This window comes from Aquimarina hainanensis (genome assembly GCF_042684685.1).
GTDB classification, from domain to species: Bacteria; Bacteroidota; Bacteroidia; order Flavobacteriales; family Flavobacteriaceae; genus Aquimarina; species Aquimarina hainanensis.
Genome location: NZ_JBHULX010000002.1, coordinates 260142 through 286435, shown reverse-complemented (window position 1 = coordinate 286435; position 26294 = coordinate 260142). Strand labels below are relative to the sequence as shown.

The following is a 26294-nucleotide window of genomic DNA, read 5'->3' as shown; positions in this document are numbered from 1 at the left end:
GGTTTTGTGCGATATTTTGTTCGACTTTTGCATATATTTGTGTTGACTTTGTTAATTTTTAATACTGCTTTGTGTTAGTAGTAGTAGTATTATGATACAAATATATGGTAATATTTTATACTAAAAAAGTATTTTAAGGTAATATTTTAAAATAAATGACAAACGCTTCAATAAGAATACAGGAATATCTTAAATTAAAAGGGGTTAGCAACTATAAATTCTGCAAAGACCTAGGGTTTTCAAGTTCGTTTGTTAGAAACGGAACCCATATAGGAAGTGATAAAGCGAGTAAAATATTAAACCATTATCCTGACCTGAACCCAGAGTGGCTTATTACTGGAAAAGGTGATATGTTGAGAGGAACATCTGGAGATATAGATAGTCTTGATCCGAAGAAAATAAAAAAAGTGGTTGGTTTTCTACTTGATAACCAACCAGATTTATTGAAGTCAGAATTGTTTATAGATTTTCTAAAAGATTGTAATCGTGAAATTGAATTAAAGAAAATTGTAGAAGATACAGAGTCTAAGATCAAGCAAGCTAAAGAGACTTTATTAAAGAAAATTAACAAGTTCCAGGAGTAAATAAAATACTAAAGATCAACATCTTCTTAATATCAATCAAAAAAGTTGGCACGTATTTAGCTATTTATTATGCGTGTTATTGGTAATTGGTTTTTGTTTCAAATTACTTCATTAACCAGATAGCCTTGTGTAATTCATTTAAATTCAATACTTTTGTTATATAATTATGGACAAAAAGAAAATAAATAAAGCCTTAATTCTAAAGTCAATTACCAAAATGGTATCTGACAAAGAGGCTGTTCGTTCATATATTAAAGGCACTACAGACTTCAAAACCATAGATAAAAAAGGTATTAAGTTTGCGAAACCCATATAGTTATTATTTCAACGACGCCATAGTGACTTACCAATTTTAGTTAGATTTTTGGACACAAAAAAAACCTAGAGCACAATGTCTAGGTTCTGTATAATTTTTTATAGTGCAACACTAAAGCAAAATGAATAGCTAGGCACTTGATATTGCAAATATAAAAAAATTATATATCATAACCAATTTTATTCTTAATTATAAATTTAATTGTCTCATTATTCTTGTACTCTCTGAACAATTTATCTATTTCGTTATTCATGTCTTTGTTCCTTTCTTCAGATATGTTTCGTAAAATAAAAGATATTGTTTTTATTCCGGCATCTAATGATTGATTGTTGTTGTTGTTAAACTTAGTTCTAGGAATTTTGTATATACCTTGTGGAAAATTCAAATCATATAGAACTCCTGCATGCGCACAAATATTTCGGATATATTTTATAGTATAAATAAAATTTATAAATGTTTTTAGGTTTTTTAACCCATAAAGCATCGAAATTTCTTTTTTAAGATCCTCGTCTTTTAATGCTTTAAAAACAGTAACGATAGCTCCAAACGTTAAAAACTCAAAAGTTTTCCAAGTAGGCGCATATGTGTCTTTTCTGTATTTTTTATGATGAAGTTTTATTTGCTTATTCTCTTCTTTAAATTTATTTGTATATAATTTTTTATTCAGGCTTCTTGTAAACCAAGTATCCATTATTTGAGGATTAGAGTACCATATAGGGTCTTTTTTATATTTATTAGAGACATAATAAATAACTTTAGTTCTAAAATTAACCTCTATACGTTTTAAATATTTAAGTAAAATATTTCTTAAATCTACATCTAAGTAGTAAAGATTAATTATGTTCGAAAACAATGTGTCTTCTCTAAAATTATGATCTTTGTCTATTTCGAAAGGAAACCAATAAAACCCAAGTCTATAATAACCTATATCCAGAAGTATTTCTTCAGCTTTTTCATCTCCGCAATCGAAAATCATTCCTCTTTTCTTTAGAGACGTTAATTGCTCTTTTGTAGTTGTTGCTGTTTTACCCATTTTAATTTATTATGACTAAACATCTTAAATAAGAAATAAATACATTTTTATTATCTATGAAACTTCACCAAAAACTTACCTAAGCTTTTACTTCCTATTTTCGGTCTAATAAATCTTGTCTTTGTTATAGTTTTATTTTTAGATCTCATAACTTTTACAAAGCCTTTTGCGCTTACAATATGCGTTTTGGAAAAAGAAATTTCTGGATAATTAGGGATATCAATAATTGATTCTATATCCTTTCCTACTTGATGCCAATCAGAAAAAATATTCTCTCTATCCTTATTTAGCCCATTTAAATAGCTCTTACTTGCGAATTTTTGTCTAACAGGGTGGCTAGATGAATTTTTAGTCATTGGTTAAGTTTAGAGAGTTTTTTAATTTGTTTTATTCTGTTTCTGGATTTAATGGCTCGCTTTTAATAAAACGAGTTTGTTTTGAATCAGTATAGAACACTTTGTCAAAGGTTTGTTTTGCGTTCCCTAGCATTGGATTGTTCTGAGTATAGCTAGCAACATATTTTGAGGAAAGTACAGAGTCTGGTTTTTTCGAAAGTTGTCTGTGGTATTTTTCTAAAGAATTCACTTTGCTCAATGTTTTTTGATAAGACAACTTTTCATCTAATGCATTGTCTCTTTTTCTTTTTGATTCGTATTTATAAGCTACATCACCAATACGAATCGCGGTCATTACCGATTCTTGATAAGCCTTATAAAGGGTGTCTTGTTTGTTTATAGCATCATTTAAAACATCTTTAAGATAACTAAAACTTATAGTGTCGATAAGGGATTGTTTTGGTTTTTTTGTCCATATCCCTGCAAGTTCCTTTTTTAATTCTTTAATGGTATCGGAGGCGGTTATATCAGCAACCTTTTCTATTTTTTTAATTTCAAAATTCAGATCATCAAGATTGAAATTTAAGGCTTTTGCGTTTTCTTGCTGATAGTTATATAACATTTGTTCTTCTTTGTTTTTTCCACAAGAAACTACAAAAAAAACTCCTATTAACAGTGATGCAATTTGTTTCATTTTAAATTTAGGTTTTAAGTATATATAGTTTATTTGAATTATTTAGCTATCTCATCCATTCCAATAATCTCTTTATAAAGGAAACACAATTCACTTGGGGTAAATAAATCATCTTCTTCATTTAGTATCTCTAAAAACGCGTCAACCTCTGATTTTTTATCTTTAGATTCTTTTATTTTCCTTTTTTGTTCAATTTCTCTCTTTTTAAGAATAAAAGGCAGTAAATCAAAGTCTTCTTCTTTACAAGCTTCTTTACTTATAAGTCCTTTCTTGAATATTTTTTTTATAACATCTCTCATCCCCATTACTCAACAAGTTTTTCAAGTTCTTTTTTTGTTTCGTTTTCAAAATCTAAAACTATATCTATAGTCTCATTTTCTTCAACCTCCATAGCTTTAACAGCTAAACCTGCGATATAAACTCTTCTTATTTTTAAGACATAAGAGACTAAACTCGATACCTTAAACCATAAAGTGTTTTTTGTCTTAAGAGCAAAATACAAACTACCCACAATTATTCCGGTGGCTATCAAGCAAGCTACAACATATATGTAAACCTCAAAATCTTGCTTAATATTAAAGCACCAACCTAAATAATAGCAGGAAATAAATAGCGTAGTAGAATTAAGCCAAATCTTGCCTTTTTTGTATTCAGATTTGTCCAGTATTGCAACTATTAAATGAAATAAAGAGTAGGTAAAAAAACCAAAGATCCAACCAAACTCTCCAAAAAACTGTTGCTTATTATCAAACCCAAAAAACTTATCTTTTTCCTTAATTTCTAATAAATTCTGTTTTGCTTTCTCTACCTCTTTTTTAGCATCTAAATACTCTAAATAAACCCTGGTTCCTTTAGCTTCATTTTTAACTTTACTGAGGGCTTTTGTTCTTAGCTCTTTGTAGTCATCAAACTTGGATTTTGCTTCTATGTAGTCTTTAGTTTGACTTGGAAAAAATGCATACGCAAAAAAAGCGGTTACACAAAGTACCGCTATTATATAATAAAAACTATTTAAGATATATAAATTATTCTTCGTCGTCCTCAATTGGTCCATTCCCTCCACCCCCAGGGTTGATAGAGTCTTCTTTTCGTGTCCCTTGTAGTTCAGTTTGTTCTGATTGTTCGATTTCTCCGATTTCATCATTAATGTTCGTTGTTTCACAAGAAGAAATGAACAGCGCTACAAATACTCCGAATACAATTACTAAATTTTTCATCTTTATTTTAATTTTAGGGTTTATCTAATTTGTTTCCACAAATTTAGATAACTACCTAATTATAAAGGAGGAAAAATCGATAAATATAGTAGTTTACTATATTATACTAGTAGATGTGTCATTCGTATAAGTGGGTTGTCTTTTTTTTCTTGTTTAACTTTTATTTTAATTAATACTTGTGTGTAATCGGGGTAAAGGCGTTTTGTTAAAACTTTGGCAAGTTACATATTTTATAGTAAAAAATTTTACGGTTTTACCGCATTTTTAACGCTTGTACGAAATCTCTTCAACCTAGTCAAATCAGTAAAAACAAGCAATATACTACTTGTAAAAAACAAATTTTTACGGTTTTCCGTAAAGCAACGGTGTTTTTGCCGTAAATATCAATTTTTTAACATTTTCAGCAGGGAAATTTCTCTCTGACAGGGAATTATCTCCCAGAAATTATTTTCTGTAGTTTCAGTAGATTGTTTTTAGAAGTGATCTGAAGAAGATGATTGGGAGCCAAAAAAATGATTTACAATCTTTTTCCATCCGAAAAGAAGTAAAGCCTCCAGCGAAGATAAAGAGACAATCTCCCAAGTGTTTTTAGAATCACACATAAAGATTAAATAACCAATTATACCTGCAAATATAAAAGTGAATAAAATGATCAACTTGAATACTGTATCTTTTCTAGATTCTGATTTGAGTATTTTATAAAGCCTTAATTGCTTTTCAGTCTTTATGTCTTTAAGTTTTTTATGCATTGGTTACCAATTGATAATACTCTAAAATCTCACATTCGTCTCTAGAGAATTTACATAAATCTCTTTCTAAATCCTCACAGGTGTCACAATTAAATGCTTCTTCTATTTCAGAGATTTTGTCATACGATTTAATTATTCTACCGCATTCATCGTTTGGACATATTACTCCATATTTTTTTTTGAACTGTCCTGATCTAGTTGCTGATTCACAAATGCGTCTTGCGGTTTTAAATGAAGTCCCTAATAAACTCCTTACATTCTCCACATAAAACCTATCAGGGTTTATAGAGCTTAATAAATCTATTTGCTTATCAACATTAACTCCCCACATAAATATTATTATTTATTAATTCTTATCCAATACACTAATAACTAAATCATTAACAGAATCAAGATTCTTAGCATATCTACTTATAGAAATCTTCCCTTTCATTGGTTCAGTTGTAAACCTTCCTATGTCGGTCTTCTCTTCTACTAAAACAAAAACATTCTTTTCTAAAGGATTGGTAAGAGCTTCATTGTATAGATCTGGTAATTTATCTTTTAAATTATCGTCCTCCATCATTACTTCTGTAGATACGGAACTAGACCTTAAGTGTTTTAAAAATTTTGCTTTTATCTTATCTTCCTTCCACAGCTCTTTAATGCCTTTATTTAAGTCTGTTGGCACAAAAGTAATCCCAGTAGGCAAACTATCTTTGATTATCTCAATATACGAATTTTCACTATTTTTCCTGTCCAGAATAACAAAATTATCTCCTGAACTATTTATAACTCGTCGCTCAAATGTATTAAAACTTACAATTAAATGAAGTTTTGATTTTCTTATTTGTACAGGAATTAAATATTCTAATTCCTCTAATGATTTTTGTGTTTTATTAAATGCTTGCACATTCATTTCAAAAAGAAGATTGTAAATCGTTTCTGTCCCTTTCTGATAATTTGAATGCTGATTAGCCGGGGAGGGATTAAAGCTTGTAAAATCCTTATTAAATGTATTAATGTAGATATGTTGCTTTAGACAACCAAAATTTTCAAAAACAAAATCAAGGATTTTGTTGCGTTGAAAAGTTTCTACTATATAGTTAATTGCTTGTTCTTTTCTAAACTTACTGTCCAAGCTGAAATGTTCTTTCATTAATTCATTTGGACATCCCTGTAGTAGTCTATGTATTGAAGTACTCAATGTAAATGTTTTTATAAGCAAAGAAAATAAAATCTATTAAAAAAAAACTACGGAAAAACCGCAAAAAACACTCGTAATCAAAGGATTTGATTACGGTTTTCCGTAATTTATGATAATCCCGACGATGATAGTCGGGGTACGGTCAACAAAAATGTCCACCTATTACCATATTCTATTTGCTAAATTTAGACATGTTAAGTATATTAAATTATGAATATTAACTTTTCACAAGAACAAGAAGAATTTATGCCCAAGCAAGTCTCTTCTGGGGAATATCAAAACAACAACGAAGTGATACGTGATCCCTTAAAACTTCATAGTACTTGCCGAGAAAAAGTAATAAAAGACCTGAGAAAAGAAATCGAAGAAGGCTTGAGTTCTCCAGATAGCACTAGGTCAATGCAAGACATTATTGACTCGAAGAAACAAGGCTAATGCAAAATTTTATGTTATCTAAAAAGAGAGATAATGATATTGAAGTGTTGTTAAGTTTTCAAAGTAAAATGTTTGAAAAATGTTTGCAAATCACCAGAAACACCTTTGTAAAACACTGATTTTCAAGTAAAAGATTTACGCCCCCCAGACCAGCACTTTAACCGGACTAAGCTACATCCCGTTTTTTCAAAGACGCAAATATAATAATCCTTTCCGAATTCTAAGGGTTATTTTTCTCTAGAATTTTAATCATCTTAAAAGATTTTAGCAAATGGAATAATCCAGGTAAAACAATTAGACCGGCAATTAACAAAGTAATTGCTAAGGTAGAAATTACGCTATCCGGTGCTATCTTTTCTAATAAACTAACACTTGATCCATTAACTAATATTATATGAGGAAAATGGGCTATAAATGCAGCTAATAAAATTAAAAACACCTGTAGTCCGGCAAAAAATCGGCTCCAGATTACATTTCCTCCTTTTATCAGAAACCACATCGGTACAAGTAATATTCCTGATATCCCGAGTAGTGCTATAGCAAATGGGGTTTGAATTATTTTTACAATAAATGTGTACTCAAAATAAATCCCATACCCAAATACCAACCCTCCTACCAGAAAAACAACAGCTGTAGCGATCATGGCTTTTCTCACATACATCTTCTTTCCTTCCTGCTCTGACTCTCCTATCAATAACACAGCTGATAAAAAAGCACATAAAGCAGTAAAAAACATTCCTATCAGAATACTGAATATGGAACTCCATGGCTGGATAAAAACATCGTAAAAACTTGTAGCTGCATTTACTGCCTCTAAATGAATATCCCCACTAACCAGTCCCCCGAAAATCATCCCTAAAAACATAGGAGTAATAAAACTGGATATTTTAAATAGTGTATCGTATAATTTCTGTGAGTCATCCACAATGGCATCATAGTGCCTAAATACAAAGGCCACTCCCCTCAACGTCACTCCCAACAACATCATTGTTAATGGAATATGCAGATGCACCACCATGATATTATAATATTGAGGAAAACCTACCCATAAAATAACAATCACAATGATAATCCAAATATGATTCGCTTCCCATACAGGTCCCATTACTCTATAAATGGTCTTTTTTGTTATTTTTTGATTTTCTACAGAGGAGAATAACTCTACAATTCCTGCTCCATAATCAGCTCCTCCCAGCACTACGTATAGATATAAAGCAAAAAAGAGGAAAAATAAAACAACGTATAACATATCACTTACTTTGAAGAGTTTAACACTTTAATTTGTCGAGTCATTAGCCAGGTTACTGCTACTGTCAACAATAAATAAACAACCAGATAGCTGTAAAAACTAAAAACGATACCTGGCATTGGCGTCACAGCATCTTTAGTTTTCATAATTTTATGAATAATCCAGGGTTGGCGCCCAACTTCTGTTACAATCCAACCTGCCTCTAACGCAATAAACCCCAAAGGAGAAATGATTGCAAATAACAACCAGTATACTGTACGTTGTTGCCATTTTTTCTTTTTTCTGGAAATAAAGTAAAAGATTCCTATCATCATTAAAAGTCCTCCGATTCCTACCATTATCTGGAAAGAATAATGAACCACCGGAACATTGGGACGTTCATCTTCTGGAAAATCATTCAACCCTTTTACTTCTGCGTTCATATCTCCAAATGCCAAAAATGATAGCATCTTAGGGAGTTCTATTTTATAAGATACCTCCTGGGTTTCTGGATTCACAATTCCTCCTATATATAAAGGGACTCCTTTTTCTGTAGTATAATGAGCCTCCATGGCTGCTAGTTTTACCGGTTGTCTTTTTGCGATATCTTTTGCTGAGATATCTCCACTTATGGGTTGTAATATTGCTGCAATAGCACCAAAAGTAATGGCAATATTAAATGCCTTTTTATGAACAGCTACTTTTTTCTTTTTATAAATCTGATATGCATGTACTCCTGCTACAGCAAAACCAGTTGCCGTAAACGCTGCCAGTACCATATGCAATGCTTGTGTAAACCAGGCAGGATTAAGCAATGCTTGTACCGGATCAATATTTAAAAACTCTCCATCAATATAATCAAACCCGCTCGGGGCATTCATCCATCCATTGGCGGCTACCACTAATATCCCAGAAGAAACCCCAGACAATCCAATAATGACTCCTGTAAACCAATGAAATTTTTCTGGTAACTTATTCCACCCATATAAATAAAACCCCAATGCGACAGCTTCTACAAAAAAGGCTGCCCCTTCTAATGAAAATGGCATTCCTATAATAGGACCTGCATGTTTCATAAATTCCGGCCACAATAGACCTAACTCGAAAGATAATGCTGTACCAGAAACCGCACCTGTTACAAAAAAAATAGCAACCCCTTTTTGCCAGGACTTGGTAAGTTTCAGATAAACAGCATCTCTTGTTTTTAACCATTTATAATGAGATACCACCATAAAAAAAGGCATTACCATCCCAATACATGCAAAAACAATATGAAATATTAGGGTAAATGCCATTTGGAGTCTTGCCGCATCAAGATTTTCCATACACTAAAATTTAAGAAAGAATTCACTTCAGATTATCGCATATAAAGATACGACTCAATCCCCTTATACTTATGGTTTTTTATTAGTTTTTATTGATTAAAAATAACCTGTAATACACAGGTATTTTACTCCTTTCTTCTTTCTTTAAACTCCCTATATCGAATTCTTTAGTTTTTAATAAACAATTAATCTAAATAAATTTGTTAGACATGACTAACTTTTTATATTTGCATCACCTAAACACATGAAATCAAAAAAATGAAATATTACGTTATACTCTTAAGTATGCTCTATTGTTCCATATCTTCTATATACGGTCAAAAGACCACCCTAAAGGGTCAAATTACCGCTGGCGGTCAAGAATTGGCTTATGCCGTTATTCAAGTTAACGGAACAGACTTTTCTACAGGAACATCGGCTAATGAACATGGGGAGTACCAACTAGCATTAGCGGAAGGACACTATAAACTAACAATTGCACTCATGGGATACACTACATTATATACCAATGTGCAAATAAAAAATAGTGAAAGTATTACCAAGAACTTTGACTTAACTCCGGATCGTTTAAACCTGGAACAGGTAGTCGTAAGTGCCACCCGAAATCGGATTAATCGAAAAAAAGCTCCTGTAGTTGTCAATGTTCTTAGTCCTAAACTATTAACTGCCACACAGTCTATAGCCTTAGCAGATGGATTGAATTACGCCCCTGGTGTTCGGGTAGAAACCAATTGTCAAAACTGTGGTTTTACCCAGGTTCGACTTAATGGGCTGGACGGAAGCTATACACAGGTCTTAGTGAATAGTAGAGCTGTATTCAGTGCCTTAAATAGCGTCTATGGACTAGAGCAAATTCCTACTAATATTATAGACCGCGTAGAAGTTGTGCGTAGTGGAGGGTCTGCTTTGTATGGCTCTAATGCCATTGCAGGTACCGTAAATATCATTACCAAAGACCCAGTATTAAATTCCTGGGAAATAGGTACCAATCTAAGCTTAATCGATGGAAAAGCCCCGGATCGTACAGTGACTTTTAATTCTTCAATGGTTAGCGATGACCTCATGAGCGGTATCACCCTTTTCGGGACCTATAGAGACCGGGAAGAATTTGATGCCAATGGAGATGGTTTTACTGAAATAACCACGTTAACGAATAATACATTTGGAGCAAAAGCTTATTTAAAACCAAATGACAGAAGCCGACTCTCGCTGGATATAACTTCTCTAAAAGAATTTAGAAGAGGTGGGGATCAACTCGATATAGCTCCTCATTTTACAGATATTACAGAACAATTAGATCATACTACCTTCCTAGGAGGTATTGCATATGATCTTCAGAATAAGAAATTAACAAACAAATTCTCTATATATTCTTCTGCGCAGTACACGAACAGAGATAGCTTTTACGGAGGTCTGGGAGGCGAAAGAACTGCACAAGACAGTATCTTAGCGAGTAATTCTTATGGAAACACCAAAGATTTAGCTATTGTTAGCGGGATTCAGTTTACTCAAAATTTCAGTAATGAAGATATTCTTACTGCTGGAATAGAGTACAATATCAGTGATACAGAAGATGTTATTGCAGGATACAATCGGTTAATTGATCAAAATGTAAAAACAATTGGTACTTATGTACAATATGAGTGGAAGCCTACAGAGCAATTCACCGCTCTTGTTGGAACACGTTTGGACAATGTGAAGGTAGAAGGAGATTACAACATCGGAGGAATCTCCCGAACGGTTTCCGTAGACCAAACTGTGCTAAGCCCTAGAATAACACTTTCCTATCAAATCAGCAATGCATTAAAGTTCAGAGGAGGGTATGCCAGAGGTTTTAGGTCTCCGCAAGCGTTTAATGAAGACCTTCATATTTCTTCTGTAGGAGGTGAACCACAATTTGTTATACTATCGGAAAATCTATCTACAGAATTTTCTAATGCGTATACAGGATCTTTGAATTACAGCAAAAACTTTAATAAGGTACAAACGGACTTTCTCGTAGAAGGTTTTTTTACTGAATTAAAAGATCCATTCACCCTTGTTAGTACAGGTGCTGCATTACCTAATGGATCAATCCTTGAGGAGGTGAGAAATGGATCAGGTGCCACTGTATACGGTTCTAATATTGAAATTGGGGTTTCTCCTTCAAAAAAATGGCAATTTCAGATTGGAGGAACTTATCAGCAATCAAAATATAAAGAAACACAATTGCTTTTTGAAACAGATGGAAGTGTCCCGGGAGAAATGAACATCAGTGTGGATAAATTCATCAGAAATCCAGAAACCTATGGATATTTTAATCTTTCCTGGATTCCATTAGAAGATTTGAATATTGATTTTACAGGAACATATACTGGTACCATGACTGTTCCTCATGTAATTAGTGAATCTGGGTTTATGGAGCTTGTAGAAAGTGATTCTTTTTATGATCTGAATCTAAAATTAGAATACCATATAGATATTACAGATGATTTTCAGCTAACTTTTAGCGGAGGGGTTAAAAATATCTTTAATAGTTATCAGGATGATTTTGATACTGGAGCAAGTAGGGATTCTGATTATATTTACGGTCCTGCGGCTCCCAGAACTTTCTTTTTTGGTATAAAATTTGGTAAAATGCATTAATATGATGTCGCTTTTTAAAAAACATAGTATTACTGGAATCTTATACTTGCTTCCATTATTGATTTTCTCTCAGAAACATGAAGAAATTCACTGGATCACATTTGAACAATTAGATGATTCTTTAAAAGTAAAATCCAAAAAAGTATTTATTGACTTCTATACTGACTGGTGCGTGTATTGCAAGAAAATGGATCGGGTGGTATTTACCAAACCGGAAGTAATTGCTAAAATTAACAAAGAATACTATGCCGTAAAAATGAATGCGGAGCAAAAAGACACCATCAGTTTTGACGGAACCAACTTTATCAATAAACATCACAAAACAAAACGAAATGCAATACACGATATCCCTTTACTACTTGCTAGTAGAAAGGGATATCCTTTTTCACTTCCAGCTATGGTCATTCTCGATGAAAATTTTAGCGTTAAAAAACGTTTTTTTGAATATCTGGACAGCAAAAAATTACTAAACGCTTTATAAAATTATAAACAAACAACCTATGCAATAAAACTACTCAATGCTCTTAATTCCTTTTTTACCAAAATCAATACAAAAAGAATTATAGAACAGACCTTTCCGGTCCTTAAACAAGAACGCTCATGTAATACACAAATCATTAAAAAACTTATTTCACTTATGAGTACATCAGAATTACTTCATATAGAAAATCAATGGAAAGTATACACCATTTCCGGAAATGCCTTGTTTAGCAAAGGTAAATTTGAAAAAGCTATTATTCACTATACAAAAGCTTTTTCCGAAGCTTCCAAACTCGTTCGGCATATGTTTAGCAGCTTACAATTTGGAATTCCCATTGTCTCCACTTTTATTATTTCTTGTAATAATTTATCCAATACCTACTGGGAAATAGGAAAGCTCAACGAGGCAGATACACTCTACAGACGTGCTATTTTCTTTATTGTATACCTATCCGAGAACCAAAACGTTCACCAAAATCTAGATGCCACTATCAGGCGTGAATTCCCCAGGGTTCTATTGACATATAATGCCTTTTGCGAAAAAACAGACCGTCGACATAAGATTGCAGATTTATTAAAAGAAATTCAGATCAATAAAAACTATTTTCATTAATCAGGCGTTTACCTTTTGCAGGAAGACAATAGTTTTATCATATGTAAAATCAACATGTTGAAACGCTTGATGTTTTGTCAAGTCTCTTAAGTATCTATTTTATTTTTAGATACAAACCATCTTATAAAACTAGTAACCAACAAGAAATAAGACAAATAGGATTTTTATTAAAACACACTAAAAACGTACTGTATAGATGAAAAACTTAACATACCCAATTCAAATATTGGAGCAGGAAAAGAAAAAATTGGAAAGAACGATCAAAAAGGAAGAGTTGATGAAAAAAAATATGACACATGCCAGTGCTCAACTCCGTAAAGTAGCACAATTAACAAATGCTATTAAATATATAAAGCAAAAGCAGGTTAAGTAAAAATCATTAAACCATGCTTTTTTCAGACATATTTAGCTCAAAAGAAGTACTCTTAATACTGTTATAACTTTTTTAAAATCTCCTCCTAAAAACTACATATTATTTATATTTAGGATTTTGTATTAAATTATCTTATCATAATTAAGAGTATGATCCTACTTGATGCTAAATATGTCTGTCTTTTTTCTACAAAAAAGGTTAATTCTATAACCAATTGCAAAGAAGTGCTCCTCCTAACAGAGCATACAAACTGTTTCCCCTTCTCGAATTCAGCAAAACACATACAATACAATATAAAAGATAGGGGCACTACATTGACCTTATCTCCTTATAACACGAAGGTAATTTTCATACAATTCGGCATACTACCTAAAATTAAAGAAAGAATTGATTCTGGTTTTACCAAAAACGCATCAGTCTATCAATATACGAAGCGAGCCATGAAAAAAAATTTGACATCTATTAAAAATAAATATCTGGTTCGTTCTATGCAACTACTAAACATTATTATAAACACATGAAATACATTATGAAATCATCACTTCTTACACTTTCTATTTTATTTTTTTCTATGGGATATGCACAAAATACCTCCGAAACATTACCCTATCATCAGATTCCGGATGCTCCAGAGCAATATAGTCCTGGTAGTGTCGCTGCTAGGTTTATTGACGGACTAGGATATCGATATTACTGGGCTACTGAAGGGTTAACAAAAAAAGAACTGGATTTCTCTCCTTCTGCTGATGCCCGAAATGCCATTGAGACATTAGAACATATCTATGATCTATCTACCACTATTCTCAACGCTTCCTTAAACCGTCCTAATGAAAAACAAGCTGATGCACCTGCCCGTACATTTGCTGAGACTCGAAAACAAACCTTGCTGAATCTACAAAAGGCCAGTCAGCTTATTAGAGGTAAAAATGAAAAAGAACTTGCAGCCTTAACTATTATTTTCAAAAGAGGAGATAAAGAAATTACATATCCTTATTGGAATATGATGAATGGTCCCATTGCAGATGCTATTTACCATGTAGGACAGATCGTATCCTTTAGAAGAAGTGCTGGCAATCCTATGAATCCTAAAGTTAGTGTATTTACAGGAAAGAACCGTTCATAAAATAACTAACGGGCATTACTATTACTAACTACAAATTCATGTAGGCTATGTAATGCCTGTTTCCCACTCTTTTTTATTTCTTTTTTTACCAATAAAAAGAGTACCATTTTTTTTATCCACGACTTTGTTGCTATATATACCTCCAGCTCCAAAATACAGGATTGCTCGGTGACTGGTGTAATCACAAAAAATTGATATAGCTCATCCACCGGTGGTAAACTCGTCGTATACTCTCCATAAACCAACTGCCCCGGTTCTCCTTCCTTTACGACTGTTGTAAAGTCAAAATGCTTGCCATTAATCACACAAACATGTTCAGTTCCCAGTCGTGTCACTTCCTCTTCATTATACGTTACCTTATCAACACCTTCAGTCCAATAATGGCGATATGAATAGTTTGTAATATATTCTAAAAGTTGCGTTGCTGATATTGGATATTGTTGCTTAATCACAAAACTTGGTGAAACATCAAAATTCACTGTTCTTCCCTTGGAAAAAGGAATTAATTGCAGGTCTTCTTTTTCTATTTCTGAATAGAGATATGGAAGTACTTTCCCATCATATTCATTTGCTCCCTTGTAAAAAGTAAATAATTTGTTTTTAAAACCTTCCGAAACAGCAATAGAATCTGCAAGAGATGAACTCAATAAAACATATTGATCATGTGGCACATCATTCTTCAATAATCGATGTACCTCGATTACCTGATTCCCAAAAGGTTTCCGTTTTCCTTTGACATTTATAAATTGTAGTACTCCACTATGGATAACGATCTTCAGCTGTAAGTTTGGTGCTAAAGAACAGGCCTGGCAAGGACAAATTCTGTTTTTCTTCAATACCTCCAAATGACTATAAAAATCTGTAAACATACGCTCCACCTGAGCAAAGAGCGTTTCTGCATCCGGAACCTCATTTTCTTTATAGAAAAACAACGCATCTCCTTCTATCTCTGCCAGTTCCAAATCTAACATATTAGCTTCTATAAGTACTTCTAATAATTCGGCTATAACATGTTCACTATGTCTGGCTTCTGTTGTTTGTACAAACTCCGTAAAACCAGAAATGTCCGGAAGAAATAATAATGACTTGTCCATACTGTATCCTTAGCTGGCGAAAATACTATATATCTAAGAAAACAAGTTACACATTTATTTTTTCTTCCAAAATTATCGGTTCAACAATCGACTTAAGCAAACTATTTCAGAGTAAGCCTGCAAAGCATTCATTAGAAACAATTTTTCAACTTCAAGGTCAGCCATGGGGTATTTTATACTCTTTGGTGATATCAATAAACTCCTCTGCTTCTATGTAATACACCACCTTAAGAAGAAATATCCTCTGCCCTCAACAGTTTTACCATGTATCTCGACAGTAATTATTCTGATATCGATATTATCAAAAACAAAGAATATCGTTTAACAAAAGAAATGCCTCCTTTTATATTTTTAAAAAATTTAAACAAAATACTCCTCCAAACACCTACCCACTCATTGGAAATTCTCTTATTTAATAAGAGTATAAAACCTAATAAAATATAACATTGATATTTACTTATCAATATGGCAAATAATCATTTTATTGTGGCTCTACATCTATAGACGATAAAATAATTAAAAACAAAACAACGTATCGAAACGTCTTTATTAAATAGAAAAAACTTTCTTTTGACTATGGAATAACCTCCATAGAATAAAAACCAAAAAAAATAGAACCATCTCTGATTAAATAAATTATCTAGAAATAATAGCTTTACGAATCTTCCCCAAATCAAATCTATAACAATGATCTTCAAAAGTATCCTTTCTTAAATCAAAAGCCTGACAACTATTAAAGTCATCAGGCTTCTTCAAACAAACAAGTAATTAACCATTACTATGATTAATGTTTCTTTATAAAAAATCTCCTCCTTTTTTCTCATTCGCATCTCGTTTCTTTCGTTTTAATCCGGTGTGTTTTTTCCCAAACCGATAAGAAAGTCCTAAATATACTGTTCGGCTGTTCCAGTTAAACGTACCTATTTGTGTAATTGGTCGATATGCATTGAATGAGAATTGTTGAGTATTAAACACATCATTCATATTCAGACTGACAGTCCCGCTACGATTAGCAAAACTGTATCGTGCTCCTGCATTGACAAAATAGAGCGCCTTTGTCTCATATTGCAAGTTATCATTAGCCCCTCTATACATCCCGAATAGCTGTAAACTGAATTTTTTATTCACTTTGAAACTATGGGTCATTCGCATATTGTATAACACATTATCAACTGCTATTTCTTCTCCTTCAGTAACTCCTTTCTGGGTTTGTGCATATACATCAAAACTAACATTGCCATTCCACCAGCTAAAGGGTTTATAACTACCGGAAATTTCGAACCCATAAGCGGTATTGTCTTTATAATTATTATAGGAAAATAAAATTTGAGCAGGCAATTCCGGATCCTGAAATGCAAACCGGGTAATCTCATCAGAGATACTGCGATAAAATATGCCTGTGGTAATACTTCCTTTTGGTAATCGTCGGGTATAATTAGCTTCAATCGAATTGGTAAACTGTGGATTGAGACTGGGATTTCCTACATTAGTAACTCGTGCAGAAGACCATACCCGTATAGGAGTAATCTGATTTAAACCAGGACGATCTACTCGCCTGCTGTAACTGAGCTGATAAGAATTATTTTGTGTTTCTATATTAGGAGTATACTTGATAAAAGCAGAAGGATATATACTAAAAATTACATCTTCAAAAAGCTGTGGCTCTTTATTACTTTCCTTAAAATCCCCTGTCGCTTCATAGTTTTCGAAGCGCGCTCCCAACTGATAACTCCATTTTCCTAAATTTTGTCCAAAAGTGGTATACAAAGAATAAATATCTCTCGAGTAACTATAGGTTGCATCTTCATTATGAAGATTTGTAGTCATAAACGTATTATCTATCTCCTGTAATCTGGCTTCTGCTCCTATTTCCAAAGTTGTTTTCTTAGATATCGGATATACGTAGTCCAGATTTAATACCGTATTATCACGGGTATCAGAAACATCTTCCAGATAAATATTGCTTCCCTGCTCATTCCCTACAGAAAAATCAGCAATATCGCTTCCCTTATACCGATTATAATCTGCTTCAAACTCCAGAGTTTGTCCTTTATTAAATTCCTGTTTAAAATCAATATTATAACTCGCATTTGTATTTTCTCTGAGACTAGTATAATGCTGATTAATAAATGCTGTAGCTCCAGTAAACGACACCTGATTATCCGCCAATATATCATTCTCAAAAATATTCTGATTTGTATATAATGACAATTTACTTTTTTTGCCAATTGTGTAATCTAACCCAATTTTAAACAACTGTGAATTCCCATCTCTGTTAGAATACCAGTCCTCATTGGATGCATCCAGAGGACGACGAATATTTCCGATCACTCTTCTTTTTCTCAGGTTTGTTCCATAACTTCCATATATATTGATATCTCCTGTTTTATAATTAAGGTCTGTACTTCCATTAAACTGTATATGATCCCATACAATAAATCCCGTATTTACAGACCCATTGAAACCTGTAGTAACTTCTTTGCGCAAAACCACATTAATAATTCCACTCATTCCTTCTGGGGTATACTTCGCACTAGGATTGGTAATCAATTCTATTTTTTTGATAGAAGTAGATGGAATCTGTTGTAATAGTTGATCACTACTAATGTTGGTTGGCTTTCCATCTATGAATACCTGGACATTGGTATTTCCTCTCAGGGAAACATTCCCATCCTGATCAACGTCTACTGATGGTATATTACTCATAATATCTGCTGCAGAAGCTCCTGCAGTGGTCAGATCTTTTCCTACATTAATTACTTTACGGTCTATTCGCTGTTCTATTGTAGAACGCTCTGCTATAATATCCACACTTGCCAAGGCTTGTGCTTCTTCAGAAAGAGAAAGGATTCCCATATCTTCAATGGTATTCTTCAGGCTAATTTCTCTGCGAATCGTTTTATATCCAATAAACTGAATCAACACCACAATATCTCCTGAAGAGATCGCTTCGATTTCAAACTTCCCTTTATCATTAGAAATCCCTCCGGTAAGAGTAATTTGATCCTGTTTTGATTTTACTACAATAGTCGCATATGGGATAGGACTTTGGGTACTTGCATCTACTATAACTCCTTTAATCCCTCCTGTTATTACTTTTGCTTGCTGTGCTTTCAACCTATGGATTCCAAATAATGTATTAATGAGCAATACCAAGCATAAGAACTGTTGTAATTTTCCTTTCATAGTTATAAAATTTGAGACAATACTATGAATTGATTTTCAGGAAAACATGCTATTGATAATACATTGACGTACAGATACTGTACATAGACGGCATACCATTTTATCAGGAGTACACATACCGTATTTGTACAAATATCACTACTAAAAATTAGTTGTTTTTTTATAAAAAACAGTATTAAAAAAGAATCATTTTCTAGTCATATGATTTTAATACAATCATCTAAGAATTCTTTTTGAAAAAGAGTTACTATAATCCCATCATTCTCCCTTATAGCCTATACGATCATTATACCTATTACTCCTTATATTAGCTCCCCGAAGCCTTAATCGGACTATCTCGAAGAGTTGTTTTAATCAATTGAAGAATTAATTTAATGCTTCGAAATACTTTTTGGGGGGTAAGCCCCCATACAGGAAAGAGATCCCTTCCTTGCTTAATATCTACAACTGTAGAGAACATTTATACGTAAAAAATATAGTGCCCTTTTTTATTAGATGAACCAGATTTTTGCATCAACACAATTTTAGTCTTGGTACAATATCAGCGTATATGAAGTATTATATAGAAAATAAATTTAATCCATTTTTCTTATTAAATAAAAAAACCTGATAATCGAATGACTATCAGGTTTTATGTCGGGGTGGCAGGATTCGAACCTGCGACCTCCGCGTCCCAAACGCGGCGCGATAACCGGGCTACGCTACACCCCGATGCAGTTATCTTTTGCGGGGGCAAATATATACAAATATTTAATATTTCATACAGGAAATGTTATTTATTTTCACTTTCTAAATATTCTACATAATTTTTTATTTATCTCCGCTTAGTATCCCTCTTAAGATCCTTGTTTTTTTATACTTTCCAAAATCAATTACAATAGATTAATTTGTATTTTTCGGCAAGAATACACCCCCTAAAAACATCACTAAATGGCAATCAACACATATCATGTAATAGGACTGATGTCCGGAACTTCTTTGGATGGGTTAGATATTTCCTTTACCAGGTATGAAATAATTGACGATGTATGGTCCTTTAGCCTGTTAGAATCTCAAAGCCTGCCATATACATCTCAGTTAAAAAAATCTTTACAAGATAGTATGCACCTTACTGCTTTTGAGTTAATACGGTTTCATAATGAATATGGCACCTGGTTAGGGAAACAGGTTCTTCAGTTTATAAAAACCCATAAATTAGAAGTGGATTTTATAGCAAGTCATGGACATACTGTATTTCATCAACCAGATAAAGGGGTAACATATCAGATAGGCTCTGGACAACACCTGGCTAATGCTAGTAATTATAAGGTAATCTGTGATTTCAGAACGAATGATGTACTTCATGGAGGACAAGGAGCTCCTCTGGTACCTATTGGTGATCAGCTCTTATTTGGAGCATACGATTACTGCCTGAACCTGGGGGGATTTAGTAATATTTCATATACAGCTCAACAAAAGCGAATTGCTTATGATATCTCTCCCGTCAATATGATGCTTAACTACTTATCTTCCAAAATTGACATGGAATACGATCATAATGGTGTCGTTTCTCAATCCGGAAAAATTATTCCTACACTAGCAAAAGAACTCGATGCATTACCATATTATTACCAGTCTCCACCAAAATCATTAGGCAAAGAATGGTTTACAGAGATAATTATTCCCCTTTTAGAGCAATATCAAGCCCCTGTTCCAGATCTGTTACATACTGCAACACTACACATTGCCACGCAAATTAGTAATGATATCAAAAGAACATGCACCAAAGGAAAGACCTCTACCCTTTTTATTACTGGAGGGGGTGCAAAAAATAGTTTTTTGATAAACTCTCTTCGGGAAAAAATAAAAAACATCGCTACTGTAATCATTCCTGAAGAAACTATTATTGATTTTAAAGAAGCAATTTTATTTGGTTTTATGGGCGTATTAAAAGAGAGAAATGAAGTCAATTGCCTGCAATCCGTTACCGGAGCATCCAGAGACTCCTCTTCTGGAGTTATTTTTTTCCCGGCATGATAACTCATTTATAAAAATCTAGAAGACCAATATTGATAATCCATATTAGAATATTCAGCTGGTAAGACTTCTTTATGTACACACGTTATATAAGAAATGTTTTCGATTCTTAAGTAGTCTTCAAAAAATCAAATCTCGATTATCGAGTAAATCTATTAACAAAAGTTTTATATTAACATACAATCTTTAAATTTGCACAAAAAACAAGAAATGCTCATTATTGGTATTGCAGGTGGTACCGGCTGTGGAAAAACGACAGTTGTCAATCAAATTATCAATGAATTACCAACAGGTAAGGTAACTATAATCTCTCAGGATTCTTATTATAAAGATACCAGTCATCTCACCTATGAAGAACGAACATTGATCAACTTTGATCACCCTCAGTCTATTGATTTTGATTTACTGGCAGAACACCTAGCTATCTTAAAAAAAGGGCAAAAAATAGCCCAACCTATTTACTCTTTTGTAGAGCATAACAGAACAAGCGAAACGATCGACACCTACCCTAATAAAGTGGTGATTGTAGAGGGGATCCTAGTCTTAACACATCCTAAAATCCGCGAGATGTTGGACATTAAGATTTATGTACATGCCGATAATGACGAACGTCTTATCAGAAGACTCAAAAGAGATATTTCGGAACGCGGAAGAGATATGAAAGAAGTACTGGATCGATATCAAAATACCTTAAAACCGATGCACCAACAATTTATAGAGCCTACTAAAGAGTTTGCAGATATTATTATCCCTAATAACCAATATAATAATGTAGCCATAAACATTATGAAAACGATAATAAACGAACGCTTGAATTAACTTTTGTACCTTTACACCATACTATTACAAACACACTTTGAAGCTAAAGAGTTATTTTAATACATTAAAAAATAAGCCTGCATTGATTCCTGTATTTGCCATATTTCTAAACAAATATGTGCTAATCATTACAGTATTTATTTTTTGGATGTTGTTTTTTGATACAAATTCATGGCTCATTCATCAGGAACTAGACCAGGAAATTCAGGAATTAAAAGACAACAAAGAATATTATATCAAAGAGATTATAAAAGATCAAAAAGATATTGTAAAACTAAAAGACAGTACCGAAATAGAGCGGTTTGCCCGGGAAGAATATTTTATGAAGCGAGAAGGTGAAGAAATTTTTATTATAGAATACGAAGATAGTTTACCTAAATCCAAAAATGATGAGTAAGACATTGTTTGATAATTTCGAAAAAGTTTCTGCTAAAGAATGGAAACAGAAAATCCAATTTGATTTAAAAGGTGCGGACTACAATGAAGCACTTATCCATAGAACTTTGGAAGGAATTGATATAAGACCTTTTTATACTAATGAAGACTTATCAGACACCTATACAGTCACTACCACTTCCCCCTGGCGCAATGCTCAGAAAATAGATGTTATTGATGCCATTACTGCTAACAAGATTGCTCTAGAAGACATAAAAAAGGGTGCCGAAAGTATCTATTTCAGAATTTCTGATTCGAGTATCAACCCTGAAGAATTAATTACAGGGATTACTGAGAAAACAATTCTTTATATAGAAACCCTCTTTTTATCCCAAGAATATGCTCAGGTACTGGAGAATGCTGCGGGGCGTACAAAACTGTCAATATACTACATAAATGACCCTATAGGAAAATTAGCAGCTACCGGAAACTGGTTTCAGAATGGAAACGAGGATTTACAAAAAACGCTTACTATCTGTAACAACAATACTCATTTACGCTCCTGCCTCAGTATTGACATGGCATTATATCAAAATGCAGGTGCTACTATTGTTCAGCAATTAGCCTATGGTTTAGCACATGCAAATGAATATTTAAACCAATTTAATAACAGCACTAAAAAATACGTAGAGAACTATCCCATAGTATTCAAAATAGCAATTGGCGGCAACTACTTTTTTGAAATAGCGAAACTTAGAGCTTTTAGACTCTTATGGAGTTCTTTGGCTTCAGAATATGAAATCCTAAAAAAAAGTCATATATTAGCATATCCTTCACACAGGAATAAAACTATATTAGATTATAATGTAAACATGCTTCGTACAACTACCGAATGCATGAGTGCAATCTTAGGTGGGGCTGACACTATTCTCAACAACCGATATGATGACATCTATCATCATGATAATGATTTTGGGAGAAGAATTGCCATTAATCAATTATTAATACTCAAAAACGAAAGTTACTTCGATATTGTTCATAATCCTGCTGCAGGATCATATTATATCGAAAGTATAACAAAACAATTAGCTGACAAGGCATTGTTACTGTTTAAAAATATAGAGCAAGGAGGAGGATTCTTAGAACACCTGAAATCCGGAACCGCCCAAAAGAAAATAAAAGAAAGTGCAGAAAAAGAGCAACTTCTTTTTGATCAGGAACAAATAGTCCTGACAGGAACTAATAAATACCGAAATAAAAATGAAATAACTCCGGATATGGAAAAAGCTCCATTCCCGGAAAAAAATATACATAAAACACTGTTCGCTCCGATCATTAAAAGGAGACTAGCTGAAACTATGGAAAAAGAAACATTAACAAACACAAACAATATGAATGCTTAATAAAAAACCCTAATCGTACTATGCCCCTAAATACAATTAAATTTTTTCTGTTTCTATTAACCATAACAATAATAGTTCCTTCCTCTTATGGTCAGAAATATGATTGTCTGAGCCTGGAAGAAAGCGGTGCTATTAAGAAGTCTTTTGCTTCTTTTGAAAAGGATTTATACACATACTATAACCTAAACAATAACCCAGTAAAGGCATACAAAACATTTTTAGCCGAAATAACAAATCTGTCTATAGATCTTAAAAAATTTCCATCAAAAACCTCCATAGAACTTGCCAGAACTTTTAAGAAGATTGCCAATGGAAAAAATTCCCTTTGGATCAAACTAAGTGAATACGAAGCTTCTGAAGACGGCAAAAAGGCTCCTATCCCCGATACTGCAAAAAAAAACCAGGAAGAAGTAATGATTTTTAATTACAGAGGAGGGTTTATTCAGTGCATCAAAAACAACAGTAATAGTCAAGCCTTTAAAAATATCATCAACACCCTGGAACTAGATGGCAACGTAAGCCCCTCCGTGATTGCACAACGCCTCAATAATCTTTCGGATAAAGAAATCGATACTTACGAGGTCAAAAAGTTTATAGCTTTTGATATCTATTATTCTATTCTGATGGTTATAGAAAAAGCTTTCGGGTAGCCCTATTTGTTATTAAAGTTTTATTTCCCCGCTACTAATTCGTGTTATTCTCTAAAAATCACGGATAAAAATGTATTTTTACATGCTGTCTAATGGTTTTTTCTATCCATAGGCAGTATAAAATCATAAATACTATATGCGCTTGTGATTTTATATCAGTTATGATTTGACACTACTGAAAAGGAAAGCGATGTTTTTTATAAGTAGTTACTTTTGAAAACATAACAAATCAATCAATAATGATATATCAAAAATGACGAGAAAAGATCTTCAGCACCTCGAAATAGACACTAGAGAACTCTCAAAAGATGCTTCCGACATTACCCCCTTTATAACCCAGGAAGGAATCCCTATCAAATCTTTTTATACTCCAAAAGATATCAAAGAGGCAGAACACTTGCAGTTTGCCGCGGGAATCCCTCCTTACCTCAGAGGACCGTATTCTACCATGTATGTTCGACGCCCATGGACGATACGCCAATATGCAGGGTTTTCTACCGCAGAAGAAAGTAATGCCTTTTACAGAAGAAATCTGGCTGCCGGACAAAAAGGACTCTCTGTCGCCTTTGATCTCGCTACTCACAGGGGATACGACAGTGATCATGAACGTGTTGTAGGAGATGTTGGGATGGCAGGAGTAGCTATCGATACCGTAGAGGATATGAAAGTACTATTTGACCAGATTCCATTAGATAAAATGTCTGTATCTATGACAATGAATGGAGCTGTATTACCGATCATGGCCTTTTATATTGTAGCAGCTGAAGAACAAGGAGTAGACAAACAATCCTTATCAGGTACGATCCAGAATGATATCCTAAAAGAATTCATGGTTCGAAATACCTATATCTATCCCCCTACTCCCTCTATGAGAATTATAAGTGATATTTTTAAATATTGCTCGAAAAACATGCCTAGATTTAATCCCATCAGTATCTCTGGTTATCATATGCAGGAAGCAGGAGCAACCTGTGATATAGAATTAGCATATACCTTAACAGATGGATTAGAATACATACGAAAAGGAATAGAAGCAGGAATGGATATTGATTCCTTTGCTCCAAGACTCTCTTTTTTCTGGGCCATTGGAATGAACCACTTTATGGAAATAGCCAAAATGAGAGCTGCCAGAATGCTCTGGGCAAAACTCATTAAACAATTCAATCCTAAAAACCCAAAATCACTAATGCTCAGAACTCACTGTCAAACCAGTGGTTGGAGCCTTACCGCTCAGGATCCTTTTAACAATGTAGCCAGAACTTGTATCGAAGCTAGCGCAGCTGCATTTGGTGGCACACAAAGCCTTCATACAAACGCATTAGATGAAGCCATTGCCCTTCCTACTGATTTTTCAGCAAGAATTGCCAGAAACACTCAGATTTTCCTGCAAGAAGAAACAAATATTACCAAAACAGTTGATCCCTGGGCAGGAAGTTACTATGTAGAAAATCTAACCAACGAGATTGCCGAAAAAGCATGGAAACTAATTCTCGAAGTAGAAGAATTAGGAGGAATGACCAAAGCGATTGAAGCCGGCATCCCAAAAATGAGAATCGAGGAAGCTGCTGCCAGAAAACAAGCCAGAATTGACAGTGAACAAGATATTATCATTGGAGTAAACAAATACCAACTAGAGGAAGAAGAAGCAATCAGTACCCTAAAAGTAGACAATCAGTCTGTACGATTACAACAAATCGCCTCTATCAAAAAAGTAAAAGCCTCCAGAGATGAAGCAGCTGTACAAAATGCTTTGAAAAAAGTAACCGAGGCAACTAACAATGAAGAACTTAATTTATTATCTTTAGCAGTAGAGGCTGCCAGAGCTCGTGCAACACTTGGAGAAATCAGTGATGCATTAGAGAAAAAATTTGGACGTTATAAAGCAGAAATAAAATCATTTACCGGAGTGTATGCCAAAGAAATAAAAAACGATGTCTATTTTGACAAAGCAAGAGAACTTGCTAACACCTTTGCCGAGCTAGAAGGAAGAAGACCTCGTATTATGATTGCCAAAATGGGACAAGACGGACATGATAGAGGAGCTAAGGTAGTAGCCACCAGCTATGCGGATGTCGGTTTTGATGTAGATATAGGTCCCCTATTCCAAACACCAGCAGAAGCAGCTAAGCAAGCAGTGGAAAATGATGTTCATATTGTGGGAGTATCTTCTCTCGCGGGAGGACACACTACACTCGTTCCACAAATTGTTGAAGAATTAAAAAAATACAATAGAGAAGATATTATGGTAATTGTCGGTGGAGTAATTCCCCCAGATGATTACGAGCATCTTTTTCAATCAGGAGCTGTAGCTGTCTTTGGTCCAGGAACCAAAATTAGTAATGCCGCTATCACTATTTTAGAAATCCTAATTTCAACATTTGATGATCTCGACTAAAAAAAATACTATGCATGCATAACTTTTTAAAGTTTTAACC

Annotated in this window: 25 protein-coding genes and 1 tRNA gene; 13 read left to right on the top strand and 13 right to left on the bottom strand. The window is 33.5% G+C overall.

Annotated elements, in window-relative coordinates:
- Positions 1-155 precede the first annotated feature (155 nt).
- Positions 156-584, top strand: coding sequence for a hypothetical protein (locus ACFSTE_RS04020; RefSeq protein WP_378256056.1), 429 nt, complete (start codon positions 156-158; stop codon positions 582-584).
- 476 nt (positions 585-1060) lie between these two features.
- Here ACFSTE_RS04020 and ACFSTE_RS04015 read toward each other — a convergent pair whose 3' ends face one another.
- From ACFSTE_RS04015 to ACFSTE_RS03980, 8 genes are all read right to left on the bottom strand, one after another.
- Positions 1061-1933 (bottom strand): Abi family protein, encoded by an 873-nt coding sequence (locus ACFSTE_RS04015; protein WP_378297971.1) that lies wholly within the window; start codon positions 1931-1933, stop codon positions 1061-1063.
- 50 nt (positions 1934-1983) lie between these two features.
- Positions 1984-2289, bottom strand: a complete 306-nt coding sequence (locus tag ACFSTE_RS04010) for a hypothetical protein (RefSeq protein ID WP_378256062.1) — start codon at positions 2287-2289, stop codon at positions 1984-1986.
- Between the two features lie 31 nt (positions 2290-2320).
- The gene (locus tag ACFSTE_RS04005) at positions 2321-2962 is read right to left on the bottom strand and encodes a hypothetical protein (protein ID WP_378256064.1); all 642 of its coding nucleotides are present in this window, start codon (positions 2960-2962) and stop codon (positions 2321-2323) included.
- A 38-nt stretch (positions 2963-3000) separates the two neighbouring features.
- A complete protein-coding gene (locus ACFSTE_RS04000; protein WP_378256065.1) occupies positions 3001-3267 on the bottom strand; it encodes a hypothetical protein in 267 nt (88 codons plus the stop codon).
- Complete coding sequence (locus ACFSTE_RS03995) at positions 3267-4016, bottom strand: hypothetical protein (RefSeq protein WP_378256067.1); 750 nt, start codon at positions 4014-4016, stop codon at positions 3267-3269. The genes ACFSTE_RS04000 and ACFSTE_RS03995 overlap by 1 nt, the downstream gene beginning before the upstream one ends.
- Positions 3988-4179, bottom strand: a complete 192-nt coding sequence (locus tag ACFSTE_RS03990; protein ID WP_378256069.1) for a hypothetical protein — start codon at positions 4177-4179, stop codon at positions 3988-3990. Before ACFSTE_RS03990 ends, ACFSTE_RS03995 begins: the two co-directional genes overlap by 29 nt.
- Positions 4180-4920: 741 nt before the next feature.
- Positions 4921-5259, bottom strand: coding sequence for a hypothetical protein (locus ACFSTE_RS03985; RefSeq protein WP_378297969.1), 339 nt, complete (start codon positions 5257-5259; stop codon positions 4921-4923).
- 15 nt (positions 5260-5274) lie between these two features.
- Positions 5275-6114 carry a hypothetical protein gene (locus ACFSTE_RS03980; RefSeq protein ID WP_378256075.1) on the bottom strand — a complete coding sequence of 280 codons (840 nt, stop codon included), beginning with the start codon at positions 6112-6114 and terminating at the stop codon, positions 5275-5277.
- A gap of 210 nt (positions 6115-6324) precedes the next feature.
- On the opposite strand from ACFSTE_RS03980, the gene ACFSTE_RS03975 reads away from it, so the two are divergent.
- Positions 6325-6549, top strand: a complete 225-nt coding sequence (locus tag ACFSTE_RS03975; RefSeq protein ID WP_378256076.1) for a type II toxin-antitoxin system ParD family antitoxin — start codon at positions 6325-6327, stop codon at positions 6547-6549.
- A 220-nt stretch (positions 6550-6769) separates the two neighbouring features.
- On the opposite strand, the gene ACFSTE_RS03970 is transcribed toward ACFSTE_RS03975, so the two are convergent.
- Positions 6770-7798: a cytochrome d ubiquinol oxidase subunit II gene (locus ACFSTE_RS03970; RefSeq protein ID WP_378256078.1), complete on the bottom strand. Its 1029-nt coding sequence runs from the start codon at positions 7796-7798 to the stop codon at positions 6770-6772.
- Between the two features lie 5 nt (positions 7799-7803).
- On the bottom strand, positions 7804-9102 hold the full coding sequence (locus ACFSTE_RS03965; RefSeq protein WP_378256080.1) for a cytochrome ubiquinol oxidase subunit I: 1299 nt from the start codon (positions 9100-9102) through the stop codon (positions 7804-7806).
- A gap of 258 nt (positions 9103-9360) precedes the next feature.
- On the opposite strand from ACFSTE_RS03965, the gene ACFSTE_RS03960 reads away from it, so the two are divergent.
- From ACFSTE_RS03960 to ACFSTE_RS03940, 5 genes are all read left to right on the top strand, one after another.
- A complete protein-coding gene (locus ACFSTE_RS03960) occupies positions 9361-11727 on the top strand; it encodes a TonB-dependent receptor (protein WP_378256082.1) in 2367 nt (788 codons plus the stop codon).
- Between the two features lies 1 nt (position 11728).
- Positions 11729-12208, top strand: coding sequence for a thioredoxin family protein (locus ACFSTE_RS03955; RefSeq protein ID WP_254884013.1), 480 nt, complete (start codon positions 11729-11731; stop codon positions 12206-12208).
- Positions 12209-12364: 156 nt separating this feature from the next.
- Entirely contained in the window at positions 12365-12820 is a 456-nt protein-coding gene (locus ACFSTE_RS03950) for a tetratricopeptide repeat protein (protein WP_176029505.1), read from the top strand.
- Positions 12821-13016: 196 nt separating this feature from the next.
- Positions 13017-13193, top strand: a complete 177-nt coding sequence (locus ACFSTE_RS03945; protein WP_176029504.1) for a hypothetical protein — start codon at positions 13017-13019, stop codon at positions 13191-13193.
- A 529-nt stretch (positions 13194-13722) separates the two neighbouring features.
- A complete protein-coding gene (locus ACFSTE_RS03940) occupies positions 13723-14316 on the top strand; it encodes a DinB family protein (protein ID WP_217704333.1) in 594 nt (197 codons plus the stop codon).
- 5 nt (positions 14317-14321) lie between these two features.
- On the opposite strand, the gene ACFSTE_RS03935 is transcribed toward ACFSTE_RS03940, so the two are convergent.
- The 3 genes from ACFSTE_RS03935 to ACFSTE_RS03925 all read right to left on the bottom strand — a co-directional run bounded on the left by ACFSTE_RS03935 (position 14322) and on the right by ACFSTE_RS03925 (position 19307).
- Positions 14322-15410 carry a DUF2652 domain-containing protein gene (locus tag ACFSTE_RS03935; protein WP_378256087.1) on the bottom strand — a complete coding sequence of 363 codons (1089 nt, stop codon included), beginning with the start codon at positions 15408-15410 and terminating at the stop codon, positions 14322-14324.
- A 795-nt stretch (positions 15411-16205) separates the two neighbouring features.
- Entirely contained in the window at positions 16206-18596 is a 2391-nt protein-coding gene (locus ACFSTE_RS03930; protein ID WP_378256091.1) for an outer membrane beta-barrel protein, read from the bottom strand.
- A gap of 636 nt (positions 18597-19232) precedes the next feature.
- Positions 19233-19307, bottom strand: a tRNA-Pro gene (locus ACFSTE_RS03925).
- 219 nt (positions 19308-19526) lie between these two features.
- Here ACFSTE_RS03925 and ACFSTE_RS03920 point away from each other — a divergent pair.
- From ACFSTE_RS03920 to scpA, 6 genes are all read left to right on the top strand, one after another.
- On the top strand, positions 19527-20612 hold the full coding sequence (locus ACFSTE_RS03920) for an anhydro-N-acetylmuramic acid kinase (RefSeq protein ID WP_176029500.1): 1086 nt from the start codon (positions 19527-19529) through the stop codon (positions 20610-20612).
- A 210-nt stretch (positions 20613-20822) separates the two neighbouring features.
- Positions 20823-21431: a uridine kinase gene (gene udk / locus ACFSTE_RS03915; protein ID WP_176029499.1), complete on the top strand. Its 609-nt coding sequence runs from the start codon at positions 20823-20825 to the stop codon at positions 21429-21431.
- Between the two features lie 37 nt (positions 21432-21468).
- Positions 21469-21828: an FtsB family cell division protein gene (locus tag ACFSTE_RS03910; protein ID WP_378256093.1), complete on the top strand. Its 360-nt coding sequence runs from the start codon at positions 21469-21471 to the stop codon at positions 21826-21828.
- The gene (locus ACFSTE_RS03905) at positions 21818-23209 is read left to right on the top strand and encodes a methylmalonyl-CoA mutase subunit beta (protein WP_378256095.1); all 1392 of its coding nucleotides are present in this window, start codon (positions 21818-21820) and stop codon (positions 23207-23209) included. Before ACFSTE_RS03910 ends, ACFSTE_RS03905 begins: the two co-directional genes overlap by 11 nt.
- Positions 23210-23229: 20 nt before the next feature.
- Positions 23230-23859 carry a hypothetical protein gene (locus ACFSTE_RS03900; RefSeq protein ID WP_176029498.1) on the top strand — a complete coding sequence of 210 codons (630 nt, stop codon included), beginning with the start codon at positions 23230-23232 and terminating at the stop codon, positions 23857-23859.
- Between the two features lie 253 nt (positions 23860-24112).
- Positions 24113-26254, top strand: a complete 2142-nt coding sequence (gene scpA, locus ACFSTE_RS03895; protein WP_176029497.1) for a methylmalonyl-CoA mutase — start codon at positions 24113-24115, stop codon at positions 26252-26254.
- Positions 26255-26294 lie beyond the last annotated feature (40 nt).

Excerpts from the sequence above, each read along its gene's own strand:
- ACFSTE_RS03955 (WP_254884013.1), top strand. The coding sequence starts at position 11,729 with ATGATGTCGCTTTTTAAAAAACATAGTATTACTGGAATCTTATACTTG.
- ACFSTE_RS03920 (WP_176029500.1), top strand. The coding sequence starts at position 19,527 with ATGGCAATCAACACATATCATGTAATAGGACTGATGTCCGGAACTTCT.
- ACFSTE_RS03990 (WP_378256069.1), bottom strand. The coding sequence starts at position 4,179 with ATGAAAAATTTAGTAATTGTATTCGGAGTATTTGTAGCGCTGTTCATT.
- ACFSTE_RS03900 (WP_176029498.1), top strand. The coding sequence starts at position 23,230 with ATGCCCCTAAATACAATTAAATTTTTTCTGTTTCTATTAACCATAACA.
- ACFSTE_RS03995 (WP_378256067.1), bottom strand. The coding sequence starts at position 4,016 with ATGGACCAATTGAGGACGACGAAGAATAATTTATATATCTTAAATAGT.
- ACFSTE_RS03940 (WP_217704333.1), top strand. The coding sequence starts at position 13,723 with ATGAAATCATCACTTCTTACACTTTCTATTTTATTTTTTTCTATGGGA.
- udk (WP_176029499.1), top strand. The coding sequence starts at position 20,823 with ATGCTCATTATTGGTATTGCAGGTGGTACCGGCTGTGGAAAAACGACA.
- scpA (WP_176029497.1), top strand. The coding sequence starts at position 24,113 with ATGACGAGAAAAGATCTTCAGCACCTCGAAATAGACACTAGAGAACTC.
- ACFSTE_RS04005 (WP_378256064.1), bottom strand. The coding sequence starts at position 2,962 with ATGAAACAAATTGCATCACTGTTAATAGGAGTTTTTTTTGTAGTTTCT.
- ACFSTE_RS03945 (WP_176029504.1), top strand. The coding sequence starts at position 13,017 with ATGAAAAACTTAACATACCCAATTCAAATATTGGAGCAGGAAAAGAAA.
- ACFSTE_RS03965 (WP_378256080.1), bottom strand. The coding sequence starts at position 9,102 with ATGGAAAATCTTGATGCGGCAAGACTCCAAATGGCATTTACCCTAATA.
- ACFSTE_RS04020 (WP_378256056.1), top strand. The coding sequence starts at position 156 with ATGACAAACGCTTCAATAAGAATACAGGAATATCTTAAATTAAAAGGG.
- ACFSTE_RS04015 (WP_378297971.1), bottom strand. The coding sequence starts at position 1,933 with ATGGGTAAAACAGCAACAACTACAAAAGAGCAATTAACGTCTCTAAAG.
- ACFSTE_RS03935 (WP_378256087.1), bottom strand. The coding sequence starts at position 15,410 with ATGGACAAGTCATTATTATTTCTTCCGGACATTTCTGGTTTTACGGAG.
- ACFSTE_RS03950 (WP_176029505.1), top strand. The coding sequence starts at position 12,365 with ATGAGTACATCAGAATTACTTCATATAGAAAATCAATGGAAAGTATAC.
- ACFSTE_RS04010 (WP_378256062.1), bottom strand. The coding sequence starts at position 2,289 with ATGACTAAAAATTCATCTAGCCACCCTGTTAGACAAAAATTCGCAAGT.
- ACFSTE_RS04000 (WP_378256065.1), bottom strand. The coding sequence starts at position 3,267 with ATGGGGATGAGAGATGTTATAAAAAAAATATTCAAGAAAGGACTTATA.
- ACFSTE_RS03905 (WP_378256095.1), top strand. The coding sequence starts at position 21,818 with ATGATGAGTAAGACATTGTTTGATAATTTCGAAAAAGTTTCTGCTAAA.
- ACFSTE_RS03975 (WP_378256076.1), top strand. The coding sequence starts at position 6,325 with ATGAATATTAACTTTTCACAAGAACAAGAAGAATTTATGCCCAAGCAA.
- ACFSTE_RS03985 (WP_378297969.1), bottom strand. The coding sequence starts at position 5,259 with ATGTGGGGAGTTAATGTTGATAAGCAAATAGATTTATTAAGCTCTATA.
- ACFSTE_RS03930 (WP_378256091.1), bottom strand. The coding sequence starts at position 18,596 with ATGAAAGGAAAATTACAACAGTTCTTATGCTTGGTATTGCTCATTAAT.
- ACFSTE_RS03960 (WP_378256082.1), top strand. The coding sequence starts at position 9,361 with ATGAAATATTACGTTATACTCTTAAGTATGCTCTATTGTTCCATATCT.
- ACFSTE_RS03970 (WP_378256078.1), bottom strand. The coding sequence starts at position 7,798 with ATGTTATACGTTGTTTTATTTTTCCTCTTTTTTGCTTTATATCTATAC.